Here is a 22,161-nt window from a genome sequence, read left to right as displayed (position 1 = left end):
GCTCGATGGCGCAACGACAACGGCTCGCTTCGGAACCAACGGCTGCGCCCGGCCGCCCGGCTCCGCGCGCAGCACAGGTGCAGGCCCAAGCCCAGGCCCAATCACAGGCCCAATCACAGGCCCAAGCCGATCCACCATTCGGCAGCATGCTCGCCATCGGCCTGGTCGCGGGCGCCGTCGCCAGCGTCATCGAGGAACGTTTGGCGGAAGCGGCTCCGCGCCAAGCTGCTCCGATCGTTTCCCCTGAGCCGCCGGCGAAGGACGCGACCTCCGCCGGTCACCATGGCTTGACGACCGGTGGACCGATTGCGCTCGATCCGGGTCAGGACGCTGGAGCGGCCTCCGACGCAGTCCTGTCGCCGTCGCACCTGTCACCGTCGCATGGCTCCGATCACACCGATACGGCCTCACTGGCAAACCACCCCGCCATGCTGATGACTGCAGCGGAGCCGGCCGCCACGGCGACCCGATTTGTTTCGACGGAGCTGGTCGAGCCGATCGCCCAGCCCGCCACGGTCGGGCTACCCGGCCAGAGCGAAGGCTCGACATCCTTCGATCTTGCCGGCCGCATCGCCCACGAGATGACCGGCGCAATCGGTCAGATCGCGGTCCAGCTCGGCCAGTTCGCCGAAAGCGGCGGTATGCTGAGGCTCGACCATTTCGGCGAAGCTCTGGCCCAGGAGATCGCGGGTGCCGCGACCCGCATCGCCACAGATCTGACCAGCATATTCAACGAGCCCCTATCGGAGATGCCGCCGCTGGCGGCGGTCGCAAGCGTGCCGACCCACATGCTGGCCGAGGTTTCCAGCACGGTCGATCATGTCATCGCTGCCGTCGGCGTCCCGCCGAGCCTGCTCGGTGCCGAGGTGGACCATGTCACGCCGCCACTCCTCAGCCGTCTCTTCGACTATGCCGAACCGGCTCAGGCCCCTGTCCCTCATGCGCCGGAGCTTACCGCAACCGGGGATGGCGGCGCCTTCGCGGTGAGCCACCTTGCCGGCAACATCGGCGCGATCTCGATCGGCTTCGCCGGCCAATCCTATGTCGACACGCACAGCCTGCAGGACGGGGCCCTGGGGCCGGCCACCCACCTCCTGCACGGCTTCATTTGACACAGGTCTCGTTTGACACAGGTCCCGTTGACAAAGGTCTCGTTCGCAAAAGGCAGCAGCCCCGTCCCTCCGAGCCCGCCCAGAAGCCGAGATGGCGCGAGCTCTCCGCGGGCCTCCTCGCACGAGAGCATGCTGCGAAAAAGTGGCAACGGTTTTTCGCATCAAGCATGCTCTAAACGATGAGTGTCGATCACGCTGCGTTTGGACGATTTCGTCCAAACGCAGCGTGATCGAGCGCCGTCATGGGTAGCGCCCGATCGCCTCTTCGAAGGCTCGGGTTGCGGCACGCACCTTGCGGAGGGAGCCGACCACCTGCGCCTCCTGGAGGGCTACCCGCGTACGAGCCCATTTCGGATCGTCGGCGACATGTTTCTCGATCCAGCGCAACGCGTCCTGAACCGTCTTGATGGTGACGGGACCGGCCTCATCCGTCCAGGCGACGACCGCCTTCCTGAGCTGGACCTGTTCCGGCACAGCTCACCCCGCAATACCCAGGCGAGCTGAAGAAAACCTGTTGGGTCTCGCTTTGATGTCGTCAATTCGATGAATTTTCAAGATTTCGAGGTCTTTATCGTATTCAACCAAATTCATACGATCGTTCCGTGATTACAAGTTATATCGTTTTAACAATTTTGAATATAATCTCATTTTAAGTGAGATTATTGCTTCATTAACGATAAAATCAGGGAAATCTGACCATTTCTTGGCAAGCGGACATGGCGTCAAAGCCTTGATAACGCAGCGCGGCATCCAAACCGGTAGCAACACTGCCGCGCAGAGTCCGCAGGTGCTCACGAAAACACCGATTTGCCGGCTCCGAACGAACCTCACATTCTTGCCCAACCGGCATGATCCGCTCTCGCGCGTTCAAAGGAGGAACCACATGCGATCAATGATGCTCGCTCTCGTCGCTCTTTCACTGCTGGGTTGCAGCGGTTCCCAGCAGCCGCGAGGCATCGCCCGCGACCTGACACAGGGGACGGAGCAGTGTTCCAAGCACAAATGGGGCACCTCGGAGATGGCTCAGTGTCTCGATCGCGCCACAGGGAGCCAATCGGCGACTGCGTCCGAGGTAAAGGCGGGCAGCAGCGGCTGAGAGCAGCCGACGGGGGCCGGCGATCTCCCGGCCCCGCTTCGCCTCGTCAGGCGACAGGATCAGTCATCCCAATCGTCATAGTGCCGCCGATAGCCATATCCATATCCGCGCGGCGGGCCGTAACCGTGTCCGTACCCATATCCGTATCCGCGAGGCGGCCCATAACCCCGCCGCCCATAATAGCGTTGCCGATCGACGTTCCACTGGATTTCCGCCATCCGGTGCTCGCGATTGTGCCTGGTATATTCGGCGTCAACCCTGTCGAGCGCGCCCGCCAGGGCAGGGGCAAGGTCGTTCTGCGCCACTGCCGCCTGTGGCATCATGCTTGCTCCGGCAGCCACCACGCCACCGAGCGCAAGGGCGATGAAGGTGCGTTTTATCATCATTGCTCCTCCTGCGATCCGGCAGAGAGCCGTTGTTTGGCAACACCTAAGCCCCTGGTATTGTTCCCTTCGGGCGCATGCCGTCTCGAAGCCAGCCCAGGTTTCGCCGACTGCCCTCACGGCCGTCGAGGATGATCGGGCACCGCGGCGAGTTCGCCGCAATGCCAAATTCTGCCATGCTATCCCATCGCCGTCGGCGCAATGCTCCCCGGGGCAAATCCAAGATGCTCAGCGGATATTAGAAATGAAAAGATTCGAAACCCTGCCTGAACACGTCCTTCAGGTCGCGAAGCTTATTCACGACAGAGTCGACAAGTTAAGAGCGGAGAGCATCGACGCGATAGAAGTTGAGCTTGACCTGCTGGATTCGGACGCTCAACTATTGGAAGATTTGGCGCTCGGTGCGCTAAAGGATCTCAAACAGAGTGTCTCCAGCAAACCCGAACGATGAATTTGCGCTCAAAGCTGGTGCAGACGAGGGGACTTGACTGGCCCATTAAGCCCGCCTCCCATCTGTAAACTGCCGAGACCATGGCCAATCCTGGCGCCCCGCCGGCAACCTAAGATGTCGGAACCCGGACGTCGTCCTGGTGAACTCGGTCGCGACAGGGCGCACGCGCGATCAACCGGCGACCTCGTCCCGGCCGCGGGAGGCGGCGCGGCGCATCTCCGCCGCGATATCGGATCGATGTCGCTCGAGCCATGCGGTCGCCTCGGCGCCATCGACACGGCACTCGAAGGTCGGCCAGGATGGGTCCTCCCTCGACTCGATCTCCAGCCGGTCCCGCGCGTAACGGATCAGGTCGCGGAGCGCTTCATATCCGGTCCGGTGCTCGAGGGCGTCAGCGACCCAGGGCGCCGACCAGCCCCGTTTGGCGAGACGCGCAATGGCGGCCGGATCGGCCTGCTCGAACCAGGGGGTTGCATCGAACTCGACCCGCATCGCCTCATCGGCCGTATGGCACGCCGCGTGGATCATGCTCCGCTCCTGCTGGCCGGACCAATCGTCCGCATCATAGCGCAGGAGGAGGAGCGGCGCGCGGATGCTGAGCGCAAATCCGCGCGTCCTCGCGAGGTGTGGGATGATCGCCAGTTGCGCGCGTACCGGCTTTGCAGCACCGCGTCTCCGGCCCTGCAGCCGGCCCTGTCTGCGCCAAATAGCCTGGCGGCCAGCACAGCGTGCTGGCCCACCCCGCCATGATCCGTTATCATCCACGGGCATGCCGCTCTCTGGGGCGGACCATCGCCAAAGTCCTTCCCCGGACCACGCTTTCGGCGCGCAGGGCCGTTTTGCGGATCGCGCGCTCGGCTGGTCGCAGCGCATTACGGCGCAACATGGAGACCACCAGGCAATCCCTTCAGCGAGCGACATGCCTCAGATCTAAAGCCGCTCAGAGCAGGAGGTAGCCATGCTCGTTCGTGACGCTATGACCGCACATGCGGAATGGATCTCTCCGGACATCTCGCTGACCGAGGTCGCGCGCAAGATGCGCGACGCGGACATCGGGTGCCTCCCGGTGGGAGAAAATGATCGTGTCATCGGAATGATCACGGACAGGGACCTTGCCTGCCGTGGCTGCGCCGAGGGGGCCGATCCCAACACGACTAAGGCGAGAAAGGTCATGACGGAGGGCATCACCTGGTGCTTCGACGATGATGACCTCAGGGATGCGACGCAACGCATGGCGGACAAGCAGATCCATCACATGCCGGTGATGAACCGGGAGAAACGGATGACCGGTATCCTCTCGCTGTCGGATCTGGCGCTGAGAGCGCCGAAGGAGCTGTTCGCCGAGGTTTCGCGGCTCGTTGCACGCGACGCATCGCGGCACGCTTCGACAGCCATGGCCCACTAAATCCATCGGCCCGAAAACTGGATTGCGGTTTTCGGGAAAGCCGACGCAAACACAGAGGGTTAGATCGAAGCCTTGAAGGTTGTTCATCCGGGCCTGGACTGAGAGGCTGGGGTTGCGAAGCTCCAGCTCTTGGACCGGAGGCGCCCGGATGAGCCTGCCCAGGAATGCCGCCTGACGCCGGCAGGTCGAGCCCGGCTGGCAGAACGGGGCGAGAGGACATGGGCGGCTTTCCAGCCATGGCGGGCCTTAGGCGCTCCGCTCCATCAGCAGGTCGGCAAGCCGCTCTCGCCGGTTCCAGACGGCTGCGCTCCAGCCCCGCGCGATTGCGGCCTCCACATTCGCCGGGGCATCGTCGATGAAGAACAACTCGTGAGGCTGAAAGCCCGTTCGCGCCTCGATGGCGGCGAAAAAGCCCTGGGCCGGCTTCGCCCAGCCGAGGGCGGCCGCGTAGTGAATGGCGTCAAAATGGCGCTCGAACCCGAGCGTATGCCAGAGATATCTCGCCCGCTCATGCTCTTGGACCGTCGCGAGATGCAAGACGAGGCCGCGCTCCCGGAGTTCCGCCAGTTGTCCCAGCAGGTCCTGATCGATATGGGCATCCCTTTCGAACCAGTATCGGACAAGGGTGTCCGCGCTCACCGTCGCTCCCATTTTCGCCAATGCGGGGCCAAGTCGCGCATGGAGATCGGCGCGGCCATGGATGATGTCCGACCAGTGCTGCGTGAAGAACTCCGCCTGCAAGGTCTCTCTGGATAGACCGAGATCACGTTCGAGATTGGCCGACCATCCCTTTGGATCGGGATGCACGATCAGCACGCCGTCAACATCGACCATCAGGGCCTTGAAGCGCATCGGACCAGGATAGGAGGGCATCGCGTTCATGAGAAGAGCCGGCACATCGATGAGCCGCCGCGAACCACGCCGTTGCCCACTCAATAGGCCGTCCAGCCGCCATCCGTGGCGTAGGTGCCGCCGGTCAGGTTCGAGGCTTCGTCCGAGAGCAGGAAGAGCATGATGGCGACCTGTTCCGCCGGAGTGGCGTCGCGCTTATGGGAATCGGCCGCCTGCAGCAGGCTGTCGGCCTTCAGCATGCTCATGCTCGGGCCGCCGCCGGCGTCCTGCATCTTCCGGGTCACGAGCTCCAGCGCGCGCTCGACCATCGGGGTCGCGGTCTGTGCCATGTTCACCGAGTTGATGCGGATGCCATAGGCCGCATAGTCGATCGCGGCCGAGCGGGTGAGGCCGGTCACCGCATGTTTGCTCGCGACATAGGCCGGCGTTCCGCCGAACCCGGTCAGGCCGGCGACCGAGCCGACATTGACGATGGCGCCGCCGAGATTCTGCTTCACCATCTGCCTGAGCTCGGCACGCATCGACTTGAAGACGCCGGTCGCATTGGTGCGCATGACATTGTCCCAGTACGCGTCGGTTGCCTCGTGGATCGGAGCGAAGAGCAGGTGTTTTTGCCGCTCGTATTCGAACGGGGCGCCGGAATAGACACCGTCCATGACGCCGGCATTGTTGATGGCGTAGTCGAGCTGGCCGAAGCGAGCGACCGCGAGTTTCACCATCTGCTCGCAGGTCTCGGTCTCGGAGATGTCGCCGAAGACAAATTCGGCGTTGCCGCCCGCCTTCGCGATCGCATTCATGTGCTCGGAGCCCTGTTTCTCCAACCAGTCGGCGCCGACGACATTGGCGCCTTCGCGGGCGGCACGAAGCGCTGCGAGTGCGCCCATGCCGCGGGCGCAGCCGGTGACGATGAGCGTCTTGCCCTTGAAGCGTTCGGGGGTGAAATAATCCGGGCTGAGCGGCGCGATATCCCTTGTGCCGATGCCACGCTTGCCCGTCTGGGCCTGGGCCTCAGCGGCCAGCGAGAGCCCGCTGGCCGCGCCGGCGGAGGAGGCGAGCGCGATCGCCTTCAGCAGATCTCGGCGTTCCATCGATCGTTCCTCTCCGGTTCTGGACGGCGCGGCGGGCATTGGCAGGGTGGGAGCCGGCTCGGCCAGGGCAAGCGGTCATCGCCGGGGGCAGCCTGATGCTCGGATTGATCGTTGTATCCGACGTTGCGGGACCTGGGAAAGGTGCGCAGGCACGGACGGAGCGGCGGCTAGAGGCCTTGTCTCAGGAGAGCGACGACGGCGACATCGGCGACCGCTGCCGGAATGTCGCTGCCGCTCCATTTCATGATCAGGACGATGGGGTTGCCAGGCCCATCGCCAGTCGAGACGATCGCATCCTGCGTTAGCGGTCGAGGAGGGATCGGTACAAATTCAAGTACCGGTCGGCCATGCGCTCTACCGTAAAGCGCGAGGCGATTGACGCCCGGCAGGCTGCGCGATCGATCTCCCCGATACGGTCGACAGCCGCGACGGCTTCATCGACGCTGTCGACGAGGAAGCCCGTAACGCCGTGCTCGATCAGCTCCGGCATCGAGCCGCGGTTGAAGGCGATGACCGGCGTGCCGCAGGCAAGCGCTTCTACGACGGATAATCCGAAAGGCTCCTCGAAGTTGATGAGGTGAAGCAGCGCGCGCGCCGAGCCCAGGGTTTGCGTGCGCAACGCCCCGCCAACCGCACCGAGATAGACGACCGAGCGATCGTCGAGTGCGGGAACGACCTGCGCCGCGTGGTAGCCCTCGTCCTGGACGATGCCGGCAATGACCAGTCGTCGATCCGCCCGACGTGCCGCCGCGATCGCCTCGGCCACTCCCTTGTCCCTGTGGATGCGGCCGAAGAAGAGCAGGTCCTGGCTGCCATCGGGGTTGAACGGAAAGTCCTCGAGCCGGATACCGTGATGAATCACTGCGGCATAGCGCAGGTCCGGATGGCGATCGGCGTCGCTGATCGCGACATAATGGACGCGATCCTCATAGGCCTTGAAGACAGGCAGGATACGGTCCGATGAGAAGCCATGGATCGTTGTCACGACCGGCGTCTCGACCAGCCGCGAGAAAGCGAGCGGCACGAAATCCGCCTGATTGTGAATCAGGTCGAACTCGCTCGCGCGCTCGAAGACATGGGCGACGTGGAGCATCTCCCAGACCTTGGCGTCGATGGCAGGGTCCTCGGAATACGGCGCCGGGCAAAGTCCCGCCAGCGTGCCGGACGTCCGGCTGTCCTTGGTGGCGAAGAGCGTGACATCGACGCCTCGTGCCACCAGGGCCTCGGTCAAGAGGCTTGTCACCAGCTCCCATGGACCATAATGGCGGGGTGGGGTCCGCCAGGAGATCGGCGCCAGCATGGCGATGCGCAAGCGAGCGTCCTTCCCTGGTTCTGGATCAGGCGGCAAGGATGACGCCCTCGTCTGCCCGGAGCAGCAGCACATCGTTCTCGATGAGAGGCGCCGCGCCGATCGTCGAAAGAAGCGAACGGCAACCGGTTGCCTCCCTGGGTAGCTGCAGGCGTTGCCGCCGTCCGCCGAGATTGAGCGCTACAATCAGCCGCTGCGCACCCTCTCGACGCTCATAGGCGAGGACATCGCCGTCAGAGGCCAGCAGCGCGAAATCGCCGATCGCCAATGCCGGATGCGCACGCCTGACGGCCAGCAGCTGGTGATAAAGCAAGAGAATTGAAGCAGGGTCAGTCATCATCCGCGCAACATTCCGCGCCGGCCAATCGGAATTGAGCGGCAGCCAGGGCTCGACCGTGCTGAAGCCGGCATGTGCGCTTCCATCCCATGACATGGGCGTACGAACCGGATCCCGGCCAAGGCCGAGCCCGGGTTCACGCAGACCGCGCGGGTCGCGCATCTGTTCGAGCGGGATCGGGACATCACTCATGCCCAGTTCGTCAGCGTAATAGAGGGTCGGAGTGCCCCGTAGCGTCAGAAGCAGCATCGCCGCGACGCGGGCTTGAGCCTGTCCATGCCTGGCGGCGACGCGAGGCCTGTCATGGTTGCCGAGCACCCAGTTCGGCCAGCCGCCCGGCGGAAGGGCCGCTTCGTAAGTGGCGATGAGCGTGGCCAGCGCGCGCGCCTCCCACACAGCCTCGATCAGCTGGAAGTTGAAGGGCAAATGCATTTCCGGCCGTTCACGACCGTAATAGTGCATCAGGCGATCGACCGGCAGATAGATCTCGCCGATCAGCACGCGCTCACCCCGCCCGGCACTGCCGTAACTGTCGGCAATCGCGCGCATCTCGGCGGCGATCGCATGGACTTCGGGCTGATCGGTGGAATGGAGCTGGAGCACGCGGTGCATATCGCCGAGCGCGGGGTGATAGGCGGCGTTCGGCGGATTGTCCGGGAAGACTTCTGCCTTGATCAGGTGCCAGAGCACGTCGATGCGGAAACCGTCCACGCCACGGTCGAACCAGAAACGCATCACGTCGTACATCGCAGCCTGGACGGCCGGGTTGCGCCAGTTGAGGTCCGGCTGCTCCTTCAGGAAGGCGTGGTAATAATACTGGCCGGTGGCCTCGTCCCATTCCCAGGCCGAACCGCCGAAATCGCTCACCCAGTTATTGGGCGGGCCGCCATCGGCTGCGGCATCGCGCCAGAGATACCAGTCGCGTTTCGGATTTTCGCGCGAGGAGCGACTCTCAACGAACCAGGGATGCCGGTCGGAGCTATGGTTTGGGACGAAATCGAGCAGGACCCTGATCCCGCGCGCATGGGCGTGGGTGAGCAGAGCGTCGAAATCGGCGAGCGTGCCGAAGCGCGGATCGATGTCGCGGTAGTCGGCAACGTCATAGCCGAAATCGACCATCGGCGAGGGATAGATCGGCGAAATCCAGATCGCGTCGATCCCGAGGCCGGCGAGATAGTCGAGCCGCTGCCCGATACCCCTGAGGTCGCCCATGCCATCGCCATTCCCATCCTGAAAGGAGCGGGGGTAGATCTGGTAGATCACGCCGCTCTGCCACCATGGCGCGGTCATGGGAGCGGGATACCAGGAGCGGTCGCAACTGCGGCGCGGTCGAGCGCCTCCTTGTTCAGCCGCTGCTCCTTGAGCCTGGCGGTGTTGGCGTCGCGCGCCTGATTGACCGCGTCGGTCTCGGAGACGATCCGGTTGCGCGACAGGGATCGGGTTTGCGTCTTGAGGAATGCGGCCTCAGCCTGGACGCGGGCTCTGTTGCTCCTGGACAGGGTTTGCTCCTGATGGCGGTGCCGGCCGTCGCCGGCCAGCGGGTACGAAAAAGGCCAGGCGTTGAACCTGGCCCTTCCTTCCAACCTCATGAACGACACCAGTACATCCGTGGCTATCGGCGAGGCTGAATCTCGATTACGCGGCTTGCAGCTGCTCGGCCGCCATTTTGCCGGACTTGGCGTCGCGAACCGCTTCATAGCCAAGTTTCTGGCCTTCGACGATCTCGCGCATGCCAGCGCGTTCGACGGCGGAGATATGGACGAAGACGTCCTGGCTGCCGTCATCAGGCTGAATGAAGCCAAAGCCCTTGGTGGAATTGAACCATTTTACGGTGCCGGTGCTCATAACGAACTCTCCTTCTGGCAATACTTGTCGCCTACCGAGCGAATGCTCGATGGGTTCACCACGATTTTCGAAGGGGGTTCGTCAGGCGCGCGGAGGCGCGCGGAAAAAACAGCCAACAAATTATCGACAATTCGATAGTAAACGAATTGTCAAAAAAGTAAACAATAAGTTTCTTGTGACGAATAATTCACAAAAATGATGTCGCTCCCTAATTATTCCCTGACGTCGTTTCGGATTTCTGGAAGGAGGATTATTCACATTGCGACGAATAATTGCTCGCTACGCCGCGAAATATCGACGTCGATGATGCCGAAATTGATGAGGCGGCCTGGAAAACTTGAGAACCGGACGTGATGATCGGATGTTGATCGATCGCCACTGGGGCGAGGTGTCAAACGGTGTCGAGCGAGGTGAATCGCAGGTCCGTTCGCCCGCAGCCGTGCTCGCTGACGAGGAGCGCAGGCTGATCCGAGAAGCGACGAGACCTCATTGCAAATTCCAAAAACAGAATAATAAGGCGGTACGATGAAAATAAATAACCTGATCTGAAAAGGTGATACTGTCGGTCATCGGGAGATTTTTCTTCCGATCGGGAAACACAAATCTCATGAAAATTCCAGCAGAACTGAAGCCGGCCGCCTGGGGCGCCGTCGGCGGAGCCGTCGCGCTTGCAATTATTGGTTTCAGCTGGGGCGGCTGGGTCACGCAGGGTCGGTCGGAGCGCGACGCCACAGCGCGTTCCAACACTGCCGTGATCGCCGCTCTCTCACCGATCTGCGTGGTCAGGTTCCAGCAGCAGACCAACGCGACCGAACAACTTGCCGAACTGAAGAAGATCGGCTCCTGGCAGCAGGGCGATTTCATCGCGAAGGGGGGATGGGCGACAATGCCGGGTAGCTCGTCGCCCGATTCCGATGTCGCCAGAGCCTGCGCTGTCGCTCTCGGGCTTACCAAGACCTGAGGTCATTCCGGGGTCTGGATGCCGATCGCGGATCGATCGCAGCCGTTCGTCCGCGGTTGGGCCGCTTTCGATGCCGATCTGCGCGCGCGATGGCGATCGGCCGGTTCAGGTCGAGAACCAGATTTCGAGGCGCTTCTGCACGCCGCGCCACAAGCATCCCATAAGCCGCTGGGAGGGCGTTGCCGCGTCCACGCCGTCGTGAGGTTCGCCGTCGGTCCCGGATACCCGGCGCCCTTACGCCAGACCCATGCCGATCCGTATCGAACCCTTACGCCAAACCGGCCGAATCTGCGTCGGTGGTCGCACCCTTCCCGGAACGAGAACCTCGTTCCGGGGGCGGGGGCCCGCAGCGCCGCGCCACGATCGATGGTCTGATGTGTTGAGGTTTCCGATGGATCACTGGCTTCGCGGCATGTTCACCCCACTGGTGACACCCTTCAGCGGCGACACGCTGGACGAACCAGCCTTCCTGCGGCTGGTGGATTGGCAGATCCAGGAGGGGGCGGACGGCATCGTTCTCGGGACCGCCAGCGCCGAAGGCGCGACGCTGACGGACGAAGAGCGCATGCGCTTGCTCGGGCTGGCGCGGGCAGCAGCGGGGCCGGTCTATCCGATCATCGCGGCGGCCGGGTCGAATGCGACGGCGCAGAGCATCGCAGATGTCCGCAACGCCACCGCGGCGGGAGCCAATGCGATTCTTCTGCGTCTGCCCTACTACAACAAGCCGACCCAGGCCGGTCTCGTCCAGCACATCCTGTCGGTTGCCGCTGCAACCCCCTTGCCGCTGATCATCGACAATGATCCGGACCGCTGCGCCGTCGAGCTCGCGCCCGAGACATTGGCCGAACTGGCCGCGACGCCGACAATCATGGCGGTCCTCGAGCGCCGCGGCGACGTCGCGCGCTGCGACCGGATCATGCGCAGCTGCAGCCGGCATTTCATGCGCCTGACCGGTGCGGGCGACACCATCCCGGCCTACCTTGCCTCGGGCGGTTGTGGCGCAATCACCAGCATCGGCAACCTTGCGCCGCGCCTGCTCGGCCGGATCAGGGACGCATGCCGCGCCGGCTCCTTCGAGCAGGCGCAAATCCTGCAGCGCCGCTTGATTCCGATTCTGAGCCTGGTCGGCCGGGAACCAGACCCGGTCGCCATCAAACTGGCATTGTCGCTTCAGCATCCCGGCATCGGCCCTGCCTGTCGGCTGCCTCTGGTCGCGGCGGCGTCTTCTCTCGTCGAGGACCTGACATACGCGCTCGACGATTTGCCCCGGCCGATCAATGGCCGCTCGGTCCATCGGCTTTCCGCTGCTTGATCGAGCGGCCCGGCCCTAACGTCTCAGGATACACGCAACGCGCGATCCTGCCGCCGTTTCCAGCAGGGGCGGGCGGGTCGCGCTGCAGCGCTCGATCCGGATCGGGCAGCGGCTGACGAAGGGGCAGCCCGGCGGCGGCGAGAGCGGGCTCGGCAGGTCTCCCGTCAGGATGATCTTCTCGCGCCGGCGTTGCAGCAGCGGGTCCGGCAGCGGGATCGCCGAGAGCAGCGCCTGCGTATAGGGGTGCTGCGGCGCCTCGAACATCACATCGATCGGCCCCCTTTCCATGACCGAGCCGAGATAGAGCACCATCGCCTCGTCGGCGATATGCCTGACCACCGAGAGGTCATGCGAGATGAAGAGATAGGCCAGGTCGAGATCGCGCTGCAGCTCCAGCAGCAGGTTCAGCACCTGCGAGCGGATCGAGACATCGAGCGCCGAGACCGGCTCGTCGAGGATGAGCAGGCGCGGCGACAGCGCGAGCGCACGGGCGATCACGACGCGCTGGCGCTGGCCGCCCGAGAGCGCGCTCGGCAGGCGCTCGGTGAAGGCTGCCGGCAGCCCGACCCGGTCGAGCAGCTCGGCCACCCGCTTTCGCCTGTCGCTGCGCGTCCAGCCGGCGATGGCGAGCGGCTCGCTGATGCTGGCTTCGATGCTCATCTTCGGATCGAGCGCGGCGCTCGGGTCCTGGAAGACGATCTGGATCTCCTGCGCCAGCGCAGCGCGCTCGCGCCCCTTGAGCCCGGTGATGTCGCGACCATCGAACGCGACCGTGCCGCCCGTCGCCTGTTCGAGGCCGATCACGGCATAGGCGGTCGTGGATTTGCCGCAGCCGGATTCGCCGACCAGCGCCAGCGTGCGGCCGGCCGCGACGTCGAAGGAGACGCCGTCCACCGCCTTGACCACGCCGCCGGGCACACCGACGCCGCGACGCAGCTTGAAATGGACCTTGAGATCGCGAACCTGGAGCAGCGTCATGCCAGCGCCTCGACCTGGTCCGAATGCCAGCAGGCGGCGCGATGGGCTTTGCCGACGGAGCCGAGAGGCGGCGGCGCCAGGCAGGCTTCGTCCGCGAGCGGGCAGCGCGTCCGGAAACGGCAGCCATCGGGCCAGGATCCAGCGCTCGGAACCATGCCCTCGATCGTGCGCAGCACCGCCTTGCGCGTACCCTGCAGCGTCGGAATCGTGGCGAGCAGCAGCTTGGTATAGGGGTGGCGCGGCGCGGCGAAGATCGGCTCGACTGCGCCGCTCTCAACGATGCGGCCGCCATACATCACGCAGACATCGTCGGCGAGATCGGCGACGACACCCATGTCATGGGTGATCAGCACGATCGCGGTACCGACCTCCTCGCGCAGGCGGCGCATCAGGTCGAGGATCTGGGCCTGGATCGTCACGTCGAGCGCCGTCGTCGGCTCGTCGGCGATGAGCAGGGCCGGGCGGCAGATCAGCGCCGAGGCGATCATGATGCGCTGGCACATCCCGCCCGAGAGCTCGAACGGATATTGCCGCGCGCGCCTGGCCGCATCGGGGATGCCGACACGCGTCATCATCGCGATCGCCTCCTCGCGTGCGGCCCTGGCCGAGAGGCCGCGATGCAGGATCAGCGCCTCCTCGACCTGCTCGCCGACGCGCATCAGCGGGTTCAGCGACGCGACCGGCTCCTGGAAGATGATCGTTGCCTCATTGCCCCTGACGTCGGAGAGCGCGGCCTCGCCAATCCGCGACAGGTCACGCCCGTTGAGCCGGATCGCGCCGCCCTTGAACCGGGCCGCCTTCGGCAGCAGGCCGAGCACCGAGAGCGCGGTCAGGCTCTTGCCGCAGCCGGATTCCCCGACGATGGCGAGGATCCGGCCGGCCCCGACCGCGAGCGAGACATGGTCGATGATGCGGTTGCCGTCGATCTCGACGACGAGATCCTCGATCGCCAGGACGGGGGCGCCGCTCGTGCTCATGCGGTTGCCGCCACGACCGCTGCCCAGGCGCTGGTCGGGTGGGCCATGCCGATGAAGCCGCCTGAGGGAGAGGTCATCACCGCCGAGGGAATCGAGAAATTCACGGGGTAGAGCGTGTCCTCGACGATCTCGACCGGGAAGGCTGTGGCGACGGTCGCGGCGACATCGGGTTCGGCGCGGGCGTCGATCTTGATGCGCGGCGTCGAGGCATCGATTCGCGGGCGATGGAAGGCCTCCTCCAGGGACAAGCCGAGATCGGCGATGCCTGAGATGAGCTGGAGCACCGTCGGGAAGATCGTGCGCCCGCCCGCCGCGCCGATGGCGAGCACGGGCCGCCCGTCCTGGCTGAGCACCAGCGGGCACATATTGGCGAGCGGCTTCTGCCCGGCTGCGATGCTGTTCGGCTGGCCGGGGCGGGGATCGAACCACATCATGCCATTGTTCATGATGATGCCGGCATGGGGCAGCGCGACCTTGGCGCCGAAGCGCGAGAGCAGGGTGTTGGTCAGCGAGACCATGGTGCCGTCGCGATCGACCACGCTGACATGGGAGGTGCAGCCCGCCTGTGGCGTCGCGGCATGGCCGAGCGTGGTCAGGCGCGTGGCATAGGCTTCGCGGATGGCGTTGGCATAGAGCAGGGCCCGTTGCGCCGGCGAGGTCTCGCGCGAGAGCGGGCCGGACGCGAGACGCCCCGCCGCATCGAGGAAGCTCGGCCCGCCGCTCAGGCCGGGAATGGCGGCGATGTCGAAGTCGCGATAGCGCCCGGTCAGCGCCGGCGCCCAGGTGACGTCATAACCCGCGAGATCGCCGGGCCGGATGGCCGAGCCGCCGGCCTGCAAATCGGCCGCGATCACGCGCGCCGTCTCGCCCTCGTAGAAATCGCGCGCACCGGATTTCGCCAGCCGCCGGAGCAACGCCGCCTTCTGCGCCATCGGCTTGAAGCGCCGTGTATCCGCCCCGGCCTTGGGCGCGTGGCCATTGTCGAGCAGCAGGGCCGCAAGCACCGGATCGCGGGCGATGCCGGCTGCTTCGATCGCGATGCAGAGCGCCGCGAACCAGTCGATCTCGAGCCCGCGCTCGGCATGCTCGATCGCCGGCTGCAGCGCCTCTTCCCAGGACAGGGTGCCATGGCGCTCCAGCGCCGCGGCGAAGCCCGCGACCGCGCCGGGAACGCAGATCGCACCATAGCCGGAGACGTTGCGGTCCCCCACCACGGAGGGCCAGGCGAACCAGTTGCCAGACTGGGCATCGGTGAGCGGATAATCCGCCGGGTCGATGCCGCCGGGCGCGCGGACATTGAAATCGAGCGTCTCGGTCGCGCCGGTCCTGCCGTCGGCATGGACGAGAAAGCCGCCGCCGCCGACGCCGGAGAGCCAGGGCTCGACCGTGCTGAGCACGAGCGCGGTGACGACGGCCGCATCCATCGCATTGCCGCCGCGCGAGAGCACGGCCGCGCCGGCCTCGGCCGCGTGCCGGTTCTGTGCGGCGACGAGGCCACGGGCCGAATGGACGGCGGGACGGCGGACGGTGAAGGTCTGCATCAGCGCGGCGTCTTGAAGCGCCGCGGCGCGCTCGCTTCGGGCAGGCGCAGCGGCACGCTGAAGCGCTGGGCATTGGCGCTTGCGGCATGATGGGCCGCGAGTTCGCCGACAGTCGCGATCCAGACGCCGGGCGATGAGGTCACCGCGTCGAGCAGCCGCTCCAGCATCCGAACCCGTCCGGCCCGGCCGGAAATCCAGTCATGGATCGTCAGCATCATCATGCGGCCCTCGCGATGCAGCATATGCCACTCGTCGAGCCAGGCCTCGAGGATGCCCCCCTGTGGCGATGGCGGAGCCCGGTCGGTCAGGCTTCCGGTGAAGCGGAAATAGACCGCATCATCGACCGCCCAGAGCACCGGCACCTGCGTGACGCCGTCGATCGTGTAGGGATGGTCGAAGCCCATCAGCGAGCTGTCATAGAGGCCGCGCCGCTTCACCTCCGCCAGCATGGCCGGCGTCATCTCCCAGGCCGGCGAGCGAAAACCCTTCGGCATGATGCCGGCCTGGGCTTTGAACAGCGCCAGCGATTCATCGAGCGCGCGGGCGAATTCGTCGGGACCGGCCTCGGTCGCGATCTCGTGGAAATAGCCGTGCAGGCCGATCTCGTGGCCGCGCTCGACGAAGGCCGGCAGCAGTTCCGGATGGTTCTTCGCCACCAGGCCCGGCACGAACATCGTCGCCTTGATGCCGTAGCGGTCGAGCAGGTCGAGGATGCGCCAGATGCCGATGCGCGGGCCGAACAGCCGCTGCTCGATCTGGCCGAGCGTGGCGGGCGCGCCCTCGGACAGGTTCCAGAGATAGGGGCTCTCGGCATCGACATCGATGCTGAAGCAGAAGGCGCTGCTCTTGCCTTGCGGCCATTCGTAATCGGAGACGGGAAAGCGCGCAGGCGCAAGGGAGGTTGTCATCTCATCCTCCACTAGAGCGGGTTCTTCTTGTCCTGATGCACGGCGAGCGAGCCGATGGAGTTGCCTCCGTCGATCGTCAGGGTCGCGCCGGTGGCATAGGCCGAGGCGCTGCTGGCGAGATAGAGCAGGCCATTGCCGACATCCTCGCGCGAGGACGGGCGGCCGAGCGGGATCTGGGAGATCGTGCTCTGGATATGCGCCTCGGTCAGGTCGCTGACCTTGCTGCCGGCGGCGAAGCCGGGCTCGAGCGCATTCACGCGGATGCCGAACTCCGCGAGCTCGACGCCAAACCCCTTGGTGAGCCGGTCAAGCGCGGTCTTGGAGGTGCAATAGGGCACGACGGTGCGCCGTATCTTGCGCGAGGCGCCCGACGAGATGTTGATGATCGAGCCCTTGACGCCCTTGCGCACCATCTGCGTCGCGATCTCGCGGGTCAGGATGAAGGGTGCGCGCAGGTTGACCGAGAAGATCCGGTCGAACTCTTCCGTCGAGGTGTCGAGCAGGAAGCCGCTGGGATAGATGCCGGCATTGTTGACGAGGATGTCGACCGCGCCCCAGCGCGTGCCGATCTCGGCCGCAAGCGCCTTGATCGAGGCCTCGTCGGTCAGGTCGGCCACCTTGGTGAAGCTGTCGCCACTGAGGCCGAGCGATGTCGCAAAGGCCTCGAGCTCGTCCGCTCGCGCGTCGGTCAGCGCCAGCACGGCTCCGGCCTCGTGCAGCGTCTCGGCAATCCAGCGCCCGATCACGCCGCAGGCGCCGGTGACGAGCGCCCGTTTTCCCTTGATGTCGTCGAACATGGTCGTGATCCCTAGCGGAAACGGGGGTCGAGGCGGTCGCGCACGGCGTCGCCCGTCAGGTTGACGGCCAGCACGAGCACGAAGAGACAAAGCCCGGGGAGGGTCGCTGCCCACCAGGCAGTCGCGACATAGTTGCGGCCGGTCGAGAGCATCGCCCCCCAGCTCGCCGTCGGTGGCTGCACGCCGAGCCCGAGGAAGGACAGGCCCGCCTCGAACAGCACCATCAGCCCGAATTCGAGCGTCGCGACGACGCTGACCGCGCCGATGATGTTGGGCAGGATATGGCGGAACAGGATGCGCCCCGCGCCGGCGCCCATCAGCGCCGCGAGCCGCACATAGGGCATCGTCGCGACCGAGAGCGTCTGGCTGTAGGCGACGCGGGCGTAGCGCGGCCAGCGCGTCAGCGCGAGCACCATGATGACGTTGACGAGGCTCGGGCCCAGCACCGCGACGGTGATGATCGCCAGCAGCACGGCCGGGATCGAGAGGAAGACATCGACGACGCGCATCACCGCGATCTCGACGAGCCCGCGCCGATAGCCCGCGATCATGCCGAGCACCGTGCCGACGGTGCCCGACAGGATGACCGAGGCGAAGGCGACGATCAGCGAGACGCGCGCGCCGTGGATGATCCGGCTGAGCAGGTCGCGGCCGAGCTCGTCGCTGCCGAGCCAGTAATGGAAGCTGCGCGAGACGGTGCCCGGCGGCTTCAGGCGGCCGGCCAGGTTCTGGGCGTTGGGGTCATAGGGCGCGAGCCAGGGTGCCAGGATCGCAGCCAGCACCACCAGCGCGATGACCGCGACCGGCCACCAGCGGCTGAGCGCGAGGCGGCGCGGGCGAGCGGGAGGCGCAGCGATCGCGCTCATCGCGTCCCTTCCAGCACGATGCGCGGATCGATGATGCTGTAGAGCACGTCCGAGAGCAGGTTCAGCAGGACGGTGACGAAGGCCCCCATCAGCACGACGCCCTGCACGATCATGAAATCGCGGGCCAGGATCGCCTGCACCGTGACCTGGCCGATGCCGGGCCAGGCGAACACCGTCTCGACGATCACCGCGCCGGCGAGCAGGTTCGAGATTTCCAGCGCCGCGACCGTGATCAACGGGATCGAGGCGTTGCGGGCGACATGGCGCAGCAGCAGCCGGCCGGTGCGGACCCCGCGCGAGCGGGCGGTGCGGGCATAGTCCTTCGAGAGTTCGTCGAGCAGGGCCGAGCGCGTGATCCGCGCAAAAGTCGCCATGCTGAGCAGGCCGAGCGCGAAGGAGGGCATGATGAGATGCGAAAGATCGCCGGTGGAGGAGGGCGGCAGCCAGCCGAGCAGCACCGAGAAGACCAGGATCATCAGGATGCCGCTCCAGAAGGTCGGCATGCTCTGGGCCGCCAGCACGATGCCGGAAGCGGCCTTGGCGATCGGCCGGTCGCGAAACACCGCGAGCAGGATGCCCATCGGCACGCCGATGCCGCAGGCGACGACGAGCGCGCCCGCCGCCAGCATCAGGGTGTAGGGCAGGCGCGAGGCAATGATGGTCAGCACCGGCACGCGCTGCACCACCGACTGGCCGAGATCGAAGCGGGCGAGATCGGCCAGGAAGTCGAGATATTGCACCAGGAGCGGCCGGTCGAAGCCGAGCGCATGGCGCAGCGCCTCGACATCGGCCTTGGTCGCGGTCTCCGGTACCAAGAGATAGGTCGGGTCGCCGGTCAGGCGCTGGACGAAGAAGATCAGCGTCACCACCCCGAGGATGGTGACGAGCGCCTGTCCGGCACGCCTGAGGAGAAAGCCCTGCACGAAGCCTCAGTCCACCCAGCTCATGCGGTTCAGGAACATGCTTTCATTCGGCGTCGGCTTGAACTGCAGGTTCTTGGTTGCGCCGTAGAGCACGGCGGCCTGATAGAGCGGCACGAGCGGGGCTTCCGTGGCGATGATCTCGTGGACCTGCTTGTAGGCGGCGAGCCGCTTGTCCTTGTCGAGGGTCTGGCGCGCCTCCTCGAGCAGGCCATCGGCCTTCGGGTTGCGATAGGCCGACCAGCCGCTGCTCTTGTGGACCAGCGGGAAGAGCACGCCATCGGCATCCTGGCAGGCGCAGGACCAGCGCCCGAAGCTGAGCGTCGAGGTGGCCTCGGGGCCGGCCTGCGAGCGCTTGAGATAGGTCGCCATGTCGGACATCGCGATCTTGACGGTGAAGCCGGCATCAACGAGCTGCTGCTGGATCGCCTGGACGATGCGCTGATCGAAGACCGGGGCGGTCGCGAGCTCGATCTCGGCCTTCGCCGCGGGGCCGGCCTCCGCGACCAGGGCCTTGGCCTTGGCGAGGTCGAAGCTCGGGCCGGTCATGCCCTCGATCCAGCCGAAGCTTGCCGGCGTCAGCAATTGCGAAACGGGCTTGTCGAAGCCGCCGAGCAGGCCGTCGACCATGCCCTCCTTGTCGATGGCATAGGCTGCGGCCAGGCGCAGCTTGACGTTGTCGAAGGGCGGCTTGGTGGTGTTGAGACGCAAATAGGCGACGCGCTCGGTCAGGCCGATCAGAGCCTTGGCCTTGGCCGCCGATTTGAGCTGGCCCGCCTGGTCGCTGTCGAGCGTGACGCCGAGATCGCTGGTGCCGGCCTGGAGATTGGCGACCCGGGTCGCTCCGTCCGGCACGGCACGGAAGATCACTGCCGGGAACGGCCCCTTCACGCCCCAATAGGCATCGTTGCGGGTGAGCGAGACCTGCACACCGCGCTGCCAGCCCTCGAACTTGTAGGGGCCGCTACCGACCGGCTTCAGGTTGAAGGCGTCCTTGCCGACCGCCTCGACGACCGCCTTCGGCACGATCGAGAGCTTGACCAGCTGGGCGAGCAGGGCTGGATAGGCGCCGTTGGTGGTGAGCTTCACCTTCGTCGGCGACAGCGCGACGGCCTCGGTGATCTTGTCGAACTGGCCCAGCTGCGGGCTGCCGAATTTCGGGTCGGTGATGCGCTTGACGCTGTAGGCGACATCCTCGGCGGTCAGCTTCGAGCCGTCATGGAAGAGGATGTCGGAACGCAGATCGAATTCGATCTCGGTGTCGGAGAGGTATTTCCAGCTCGTCGCGACCTGCGGAACGATCTCGCCCTTGTCGTCGCGGGTGACGAGATTGTCGAAGATGTTGCGGTAGACATAGTAGCTGTCGGGGTTCCACTGCACCTGCGGATCGAGCGATGACGGCTCGTTGACGAGGTCGACGACGAAGCGCTCCTTCGAGGCCTGGGCGGGAGCGGCGGAGAAAGCGAGCGCCGCGGCGAGCGCAGCAAGACGAGCATTCCGTGAGAGAGGGGTCATCGCTGCTGCTCCTTCGAGAGGGGGCGGGGCTGTTCGGTCGTGATGGTTGCGGTCCGTCTCGTGCGTCGCGCCGAGCGGACGAGCGGCTGCGCAGGCCGGGCTGCCGCCAGCATCAGGCCCTGCGCGAGTGCCTCGCTGAAGCGCCGGTGCTCCGCCGCGATGGCGAGGCTCGCCGCCTCCGCATCGCCTGCGGCAAGCGCGCTCACCAGATCGCCGAGCTCAGCCGGCGGAATCGGGTGGCCGGCGAGGTCGAGCATGCGCACGATCCGGTCGGCATGGTCCCAGATGTCGCCGAGCCAGCGGCGGGCCAGCGGACCCGTTGCCGCCGCCAGCAGGTTGCGCAGCTGCCGTTCGGCGGAGCGCGCGGTCGAGAGCGCAACCGGCTCAGTCCGGCCCGAGACAGAGTCCATCACGCCGAGCAGCGCGGCCAGTGCGGCCTGTGTCTGCCCACTCGGCTGCAGCGTCGCCAGCGAGGGCTCCAGCCTGCGGCGGCCGTCCAGCACAGCTGCGACCAGGGCGCCATCGACGGGCGCGATCTGCCAGCCCTGGCGGGCGTGCCGGTCGACGAAGCCGGCCACTGACAGTTCCGTCAGCGCGACGCGGATGCCGGCGCGTCCGAGCGCGAAGCGCTCAGCCAGGGCAGCCTCATGCACGAATGCGCCCGGCGCGAGCTCGCAAGAGACGACCGCCTTGCGCAGCCGCCGGGTCGCGACATCGAGCTGCGTTTCCGCAACCGGAAGCGACGGGGCTGGCGCGAAGGCGGGCGAGGTATCGAGCATGGCAGGCATGCTGGATCAGCTTCTGAGATTTCACAAGTGCTTTGTGACATCTCAAATGACATTCCATCGAAACGCCGGGAACCCAGCGGTCAGCGTGACACGAGCTCGAAATGCGAGCGGTCCATGTGCTTGTAGCCGCGGAAGCGGCCACCCCAGCGCAGCGACAGGCCCAGTTCGGTGGCGGCCCGCTTCAGCGCCACCGCGATCCGGTTCTGGGCATTCGGATCGAAGATCACCCGGCCCTCCGCATCGAGCGGCCACAAATCCACTGCGAGCCCTGAGCGGTGCGAGCTTGCATGCGTCCTGGACCAGCCCCAGGCGACCGCCCGGCGTTGCAGCTTGCGGTCGCGTCGCCCCGAGCCGATCACGAAACGCAGGCCGGGATTCTCGGCCTGCGCGGTGCGCACCACCCTGGCGAGCGCTGGCTGGATCGCCCGAAGATTGGCTTCATGGTTCCCGACCGGGTCGGGGTTCCAGGCGCGGAACATCGCCAGCTGATCCCGCCCGTATTCATCCCGGGCCGGAATCCGCGCATAGACGGCGCCCGGTCCGTACAGGGCAGGGGCGGGGGCGTCCGGAGCTGCCCGCAATGCGCTGCTGGCCTGGCCATGGGCACTGCCAAGCCAGCCGACACCGAAGAGCGCAATGGCGAGCAATCCGAGGCGGAGGGAGCGTGCATGTGCAGGCATGCCTGCACAATCGCAGCCGAACGCTGCCAAGGGAAGGCGG

The 22,161-nt window shown here is 65.8% G+C and carries 24 protein-coding genes; 5 read left to right on the top strand and 19 right to left on the bottom strand.

Features of this window, described 5'->3' with window-relative positions; all coding sequences use genetic code 11:
* Positions 1–5 precede the first annotated feature (5 nt).
* The gene (locus FG93_RS04680; RefSeq protein ID WP_152579306.1) at positions 6–1,112 is read left to right on the top strand and encodes a hypothetical protein; all 1,107 of its coding nucleotides are present in this window, start codon (positions 6–8) and stop codon (positions 1,110–1,112) included.
* A gap of 240 nt (positions 1,113–1,352) precedes the next feature.
* Here the strand turns inward: FG93_RS04680 and FG93_RS04675 are convergent, their stop codons facing one another.
* Both FG93_RS04675 and FG93_RS33130 read right to left on the bottom strand, forming a co-directional pair.
* Positions 1,353–1,586, bottom strand: a complete 234-nt coding sequence (locus FG93_RS04675; RefSeq protein WP_043232415.1) for a hypothetical protein — start codon at positions 1,584–1,586, stop codon at positions 1,353–1,355.
* Between the two features lie 681 nt (positions 1,587–2,267).
* On the bottom strand, positions 2,268–2,591 hold the full coding sequence (locus FG93_RS33130) for a hypothetical protein (protein ID WP_152579305.1): 324 nt from the start codon (positions 2,589–2,591) through the stop codon (positions 2,268–2,270).
* Between the two features lie 244 nt (positions 2,592–2,835).
* On the opposite strand from FG93_RS33130, the gene FG93_RS04665 reads away from it, so the two are divergent.
* A complete protein-coding gene (locus FG93_RS04665) occupies positions 2,836–3,042 on the top strand; it encodes a hypothetical protein (protein WP_043232410.1) in 207 nt (68 codons plus the stop codon).
* A gap of 171 nt (positions 3,043–3,213) precedes the next feature.
* Here the strand turns inward: FG93_RS04665 and FG93_RS04660 are convergent, their stop codons facing one another.
* Positions 3,214–3,570: a hypothetical protein gene (locus tag FG93_RS04660; RefSeq protein ID WP_052513376.1), complete on the bottom strand. Its 357-nt coding sequence runs from the start codon at positions 3,568–3,570 to the stop codon at positions 3,214–3,216.
* 430 nt (positions 3,571–4,000) lie between these two features.
* Here FG93_RS04660 and FG93_RS04655 point away from each other — a divergent pair, with 430 nt between their 5' ends.
* Positions 4,001–4,447 carry a CBS domain-containing protein gene (locus FG93_RS04655; protein ID WP_043232408.1) on the top strand — a complete coding sequence of 149 codons (447 nt, stop codon included), beginning with the start codon at positions 4,001–4,003 and terminating at the stop codon, positions 4,445–4,447.
* A 246-nt stretch (positions 4,448–4,693) separates the two neighbouring features.
* On the opposite strand, the gene FG93_RS04650 is transcribed toward FG93_RS04655, so the two are convergent.
* The 6 genes from FG93_RS04650 to FG93_RS04620 form a co-directional block, all read right to left on the bottom strand.
* Complete coding sequence (locus FG93_RS04650) at positions 4,694–5,329, bottom strand: HAD family hydrolase (RefSeq protein ID WP_244448495.1); 636 nt, start codon at positions 5,327–5,329, stop codon at positions 4,694–4,696.
* A gap of 50 nt (positions 5,330–5,379) precedes the next feature.
* The gene (locus tag FG93_RS04645) at positions 5,380–6,387 is read right to left on the bottom strand and encodes an SDR family NAD(P)-dependent oxidoreductase (RefSeq protein ID WP_052513375.1); all 1,008 of its coding nucleotides are present in this window, start codon (positions 6,385–6,387) and stop codon (positions 5,380–5,382) included.
* A gap of 301 nt (positions 6,388–6,688) precedes the next feature.
* Complete coding sequence (locus FG93_RS04635) at positions 6,689–7,630, bottom strand: glycosyltransferase family 4 protein (RefSeq protein ID WP_200878067.1); 942 nt, start codon at positions 7,628–7,630, stop codon at positions 6,689–6,691.
* Between the two features lie 94 nt (positions 7,631–7,724).
* Positions 7,725–9,323: an alpha-amylase family glycosyl hydrolase gene (locus tag FG93_RS04630; RefSeq protein WP_043232400.1), complete on the bottom strand. Its 1,599-nt coding sequence runs from the start codon at positions 9,321–9,323 to the stop codon at positions 7,725–7,727.
* Positions 9,320–9,532 carry a hypothetical protein gene (locus FG93_RS04625; RefSeq protein WP_043232535.1) on the bottom strand — a complete coding sequence of 71 codons (213 nt, stop codon included), beginning with the start codon at positions 9,530–9,532 and terminating at the stop codon, positions 9,320–9,322. Before FG93_RS04625 ends, FG93_RS04630 begins: the two co-directional genes overlap by 4 nt.
* 136 nt (positions 9,533–9,668) lie before the next feature.
* Complete coding sequence (locus tag FG93_RS04620; RefSeq protein WP_043232397.1) at positions 9,669–9,878, bottom strand: cold-shock protein; 210 nt, start codon at positions 9,876–9,878, stop codon at positions 9,669–9,671.
* Positions 9,879–10,485: 607 nt separating this feature from the next.
* Here FG93_RS04620 and FG93_RS04615 point away from each other — a divergent pair.
* Together FG93_RS04615 and FG93_RS04610 are read left to right on the top strand one after the other, a co-directional pair.
* Complete coding sequence (locus FG93_RS04615; protein ID WP_043232396.1) at positions 10,486–10,839, top strand: hypothetical protein; 354 nt, start codon at positions 10,486–10,488, stop codon at positions 10,837–10,839.
* A gap of 391 nt (positions 10,840–11,230) precedes the next feature.
* Positions 11,231–12,151 carry a dihydrodipicolinate synthase family protein gene (locus tag FG93_RS04610; protein WP_052513374.1) on the top strand — a complete coding sequence of 307 codons (921 nt, stop codon included), beginning with the start codon at positions 11,231–11,233 and terminating at the stop codon, positions 12,149–12,151.
* Positions 12,152–12,166: 15 nt separating this feature from the next.
* On the opposite strand, the gene FG93_RS04605 is transcribed toward FG93_RS04610, so the two are convergent.
* From FG93_RS04605 to FG93_RS31030, 10 genes are all read right to left on the bottom strand, one after another.
* Complete coding sequence (locus tag FG93_RS04605) at positions 12,167–13,129, bottom strand: ABC transporter ATP-binding protein (protein WP_043232395.1); 963 nt, start codon at positions 13,127–13,129, stop codon at positions 12,167–12,169.
* Positions 13,126–14,106 carry an ABC transporter ATP-binding protein gene (locus tag FG93_RS04600; protein WP_043232392.1) on the bottom strand — a complete coding sequence of 327 codons (981 nt, stop codon included), beginning with the start codon at positions 14,104–14,106 and terminating at the stop codon, positions 13,126–13,128. Before FG93_RS04600 ends, FG93_RS04605 begins: the two co-directional genes overlap by 4 nt.
* Complete coding sequence (locus FG93_RS04595) at positions 14,103–15,647, bottom strand: gamma-glutamyltransferase family protein (protein ID WP_152579304.1); 1,545 nt, start codon at positions 15,645–15,647, stop codon at positions 14,103–14,105. Before FG93_RS04595 ends, FG93_RS04600 begins: the two co-directional genes overlap by 4 nt.
* Positions 15,647–16,555, bottom strand: a complete 909-nt coding sequence (locus FG93_RS04590) for a polysaccharide deacetylase (protein WP_043232529.1) — start codon at positions 16,553–16,555, stop codon at positions 15,647–15,649. Before FG93_RS04590 ends, FG93_RS04595 begins: the two co-directional genes overlap by 1 nt.
* Positions 16,556–16,566: 11 nt before the next feature.
* Entirely contained in the window at positions 16,567–17,352 is a 786-nt protein-coding gene (locus FG93_RS04585; RefSeq protein WP_043232388.1) for an SDR family NAD(P)-dependent oxidoreductase, read from the bottom strand.
* Between the two features lie 11 nt (positions 17,353–17,363).
* The gene (gene nikC / locus FG93_RS04580) at positions 17,364–18,218 is read right to left on the bottom strand and encodes a nickel transporter permease (protein ID WP_043232386.1); all 855 of its coding nucleotides are present in this window, start codon (positions 18,216–18,218) and stop codon (positions 17,364–17,366) included.
* Positions 18,215–19,141, bottom strand: coding sequence for an ABC transporter permease (locus FG93_RS04575; protein ID WP_043232383.1), 927 nt, complete (start codon positions 19,139–19,141; stop codon positions 18,215–18,217). The genes nikC and FG93_RS04575 overlap by 4 nt, the downstream gene beginning before the upstream one ends.
* A 6-nt stretch (positions 19,142–19,147) precedes the next feature.
* Entirely contained in the window at positions 19,148–20,653 is a 1,506-nt protein-coding gene (locus FG93_RS04570) for an ABC transporter substrate-binding protein (protein ID WP_043232381.1), read from the bottom strand.
* Positions 20,650–21,432: a GntR family transcriptional regulator gene (locus tag FG93_RS04565; protein ID WP_043232379.1), complete on the bottom strand. Its 783-nt coding sequence runs from the start codon at positions 21,430–21,432 to the stop codon at positions 20,650–20,652. Before FG93_RS04565 ends, FG93_RS04570 begins: the two co-directional genes overlap by 4 nt.
* Before the next feature lie 89 nt (positions 21,433–21,521).
* Positions 21,522–22,121 (bottom strand): M15 family metallopeptidase, encoded by a 600-nt coding sequence (locus FG93_RS31030; RefSeq protein WP_052513373.1) that lies wholly within the window; start codon positions 22,119–22,121, stop codon positions 21,522–21,524.
* Positions 22,122–22,161 lie beyond the last annotated feature (40 nt).

This window comes from Allobosea sp. LC85, from assembly GCF_000735605.1.
Lineage (GTDB): Bacteria > Pseudomonadota > Alphaproteobacteria > Rhizobiales > Beijerinckiaceae > Allobosea.
This window is presented reverse-complemented; position numbering and strand designations above follow the sequence as displayed.

Excerpts from the sequence above, each read along its gene's own strand:
- FG93_RS04605 (WP_043232395.1), bottom strand. The coding sequence starts at position 13,129 with ATGACGCTGCTCCAGGTTCGCGATCTCAAGGTCCATTTCAAGCTGCGT.
- FG93_RS04650 (WP_244448495.1), bottom strand. The coding sequence starts at position 5,329 with ATGAACGCGATGCCCTCCTATCCTGGTCCGATGCGCTTCAAGGCCCTG.
- FG93_RS04615 (WP_043232396.1), top strand. The coding sequence starts at position 10,486 with ATGAAAATTCCAGCAGAACTGAAGCCGGCCGCCTGGGGCGCCGTCGGC.
- FG93_RS04565 (WP_043232379.1), bottom strand. The coding sequence starts at position 21,432 with ATGCTCGATACCTCGCCCGCCTTCGCGCCAGCCCCGTCGCTTCCGGTT.
- FG93_RS04585 (WP_043232388.1), bottom strand. The coding sequence starts at position 17,352 with ATGTTCGACGACATCAAGGGAAAACGGGCGCTCGTCACCGGCGCCTGC.
- FG93_RS04660 (WP_052513376.1), bottom strand. The coding sequence starts at position 3,570 with ATGATCCACGCGGCGTGCCATACGGCCGATGAGGCGATGCGGGTCGAG.
- FG93_RS04610 (WP_052513374.1), top strand. The coding sequence starts at position 11,231 with ATGGATCACTGGCTTCGCGGCATGTTCACCCCACTGGTGACACCCTTC.
- FG93_RS04655 (WP_043232408.1), top strand. The coding sequence starts at position 4,001 with ATGCTCGTTCGTGACGCTATGACCGCACATGCGGAATGGATCTCTCCG.
- FG93_RS33130 (WP_152579305.1), bottom strand. The coding sequence starts at position 2,591 with ATGATAAAACGCACCTTCATCGCCCTTGCGCTCGGTGGCGTGGTGGCT.
- FG93_RS04645 (WP_052513375.1), bottom strand. The coding sequence starts at position 6,387 with ATGGAACGCCGAGATCTGCTGAAGGCGATCGCGCTCGCCTCCTCCGCC.
- FG93_RS31030 (WP_052513373.1), bottom strand. The coding sequence starts at position 22,121 with ATGCCTGCACATGCACGCTCCCTCCGCCTCGGATTGCTCGCCATTGCG.
- FG93_RS04590 (WP_043232529.1), bottom strand. The coding sequence starts at position 16,555 with ATGACAACCTCCCTTGCGCCTGCGCGCTTTCCCGTCTCCGATTACGAA.
- FG93_RS04680 (WP_152579306.1), top strand. The coding sequence starts at position 6 with ATGGCGCAACGACAACGGCTCGCTTCGGAACCAACGGCTGCGCCCGGC.
- FG93_RS04595 (WP_152579304.1), bottom strand. The coding sequence starts at position 15,647 with ATGCAGACCTTCACCGTCCGCCGTCCCGCCGTCCATTCGGCCCGTGGC.
- nikC (WP_043232386.1), bottom strand. The coding sequence starts at position 18,218 with ATGAGCGCGATCGCTGCGCCTCCCGCTCGCCCGCGCCGCCTCGCGCTC.
- FG93_RS04630 (WP_043232400.1), bottom strand. The coding sequence starts at position 9,323 with ATGACCGCGCCATGGTGGCAGAGCGGCGTGATCTACCAGATCTACCCC.
- FG93_RS04665 (WP_043232410.1), top strand. The coding sequence starts at position 2,836 with ATGAAAAGATTCGAAACCCTGCCTGAACACGTCCTTCAGGTCGCGAAG.
- FG93_RS04620 (WP_043232397.1), bottom strand. The coding sequence starts at position 9,878 with ATGAGCACCGGCACCGTAAAATGGTTCAATTCCACCAAGGGCTTTGGC.
- FG93_RS04570 (WP_043232381.1), bottom strand. The coding sequence starts at position 20,653 with ATGACCCCTCTCTCACGGAATGCTCGTCTTGCTGCGCTCGCCGCGGCG.
- FG93_RS04600 (WP_043232392.1), bottom strand. The coding sequence starts at position 14,106 with ATGAGCACGAGCGGCGCCCCCGTCCTGGCGATCGAGGATCTCGTCGTC.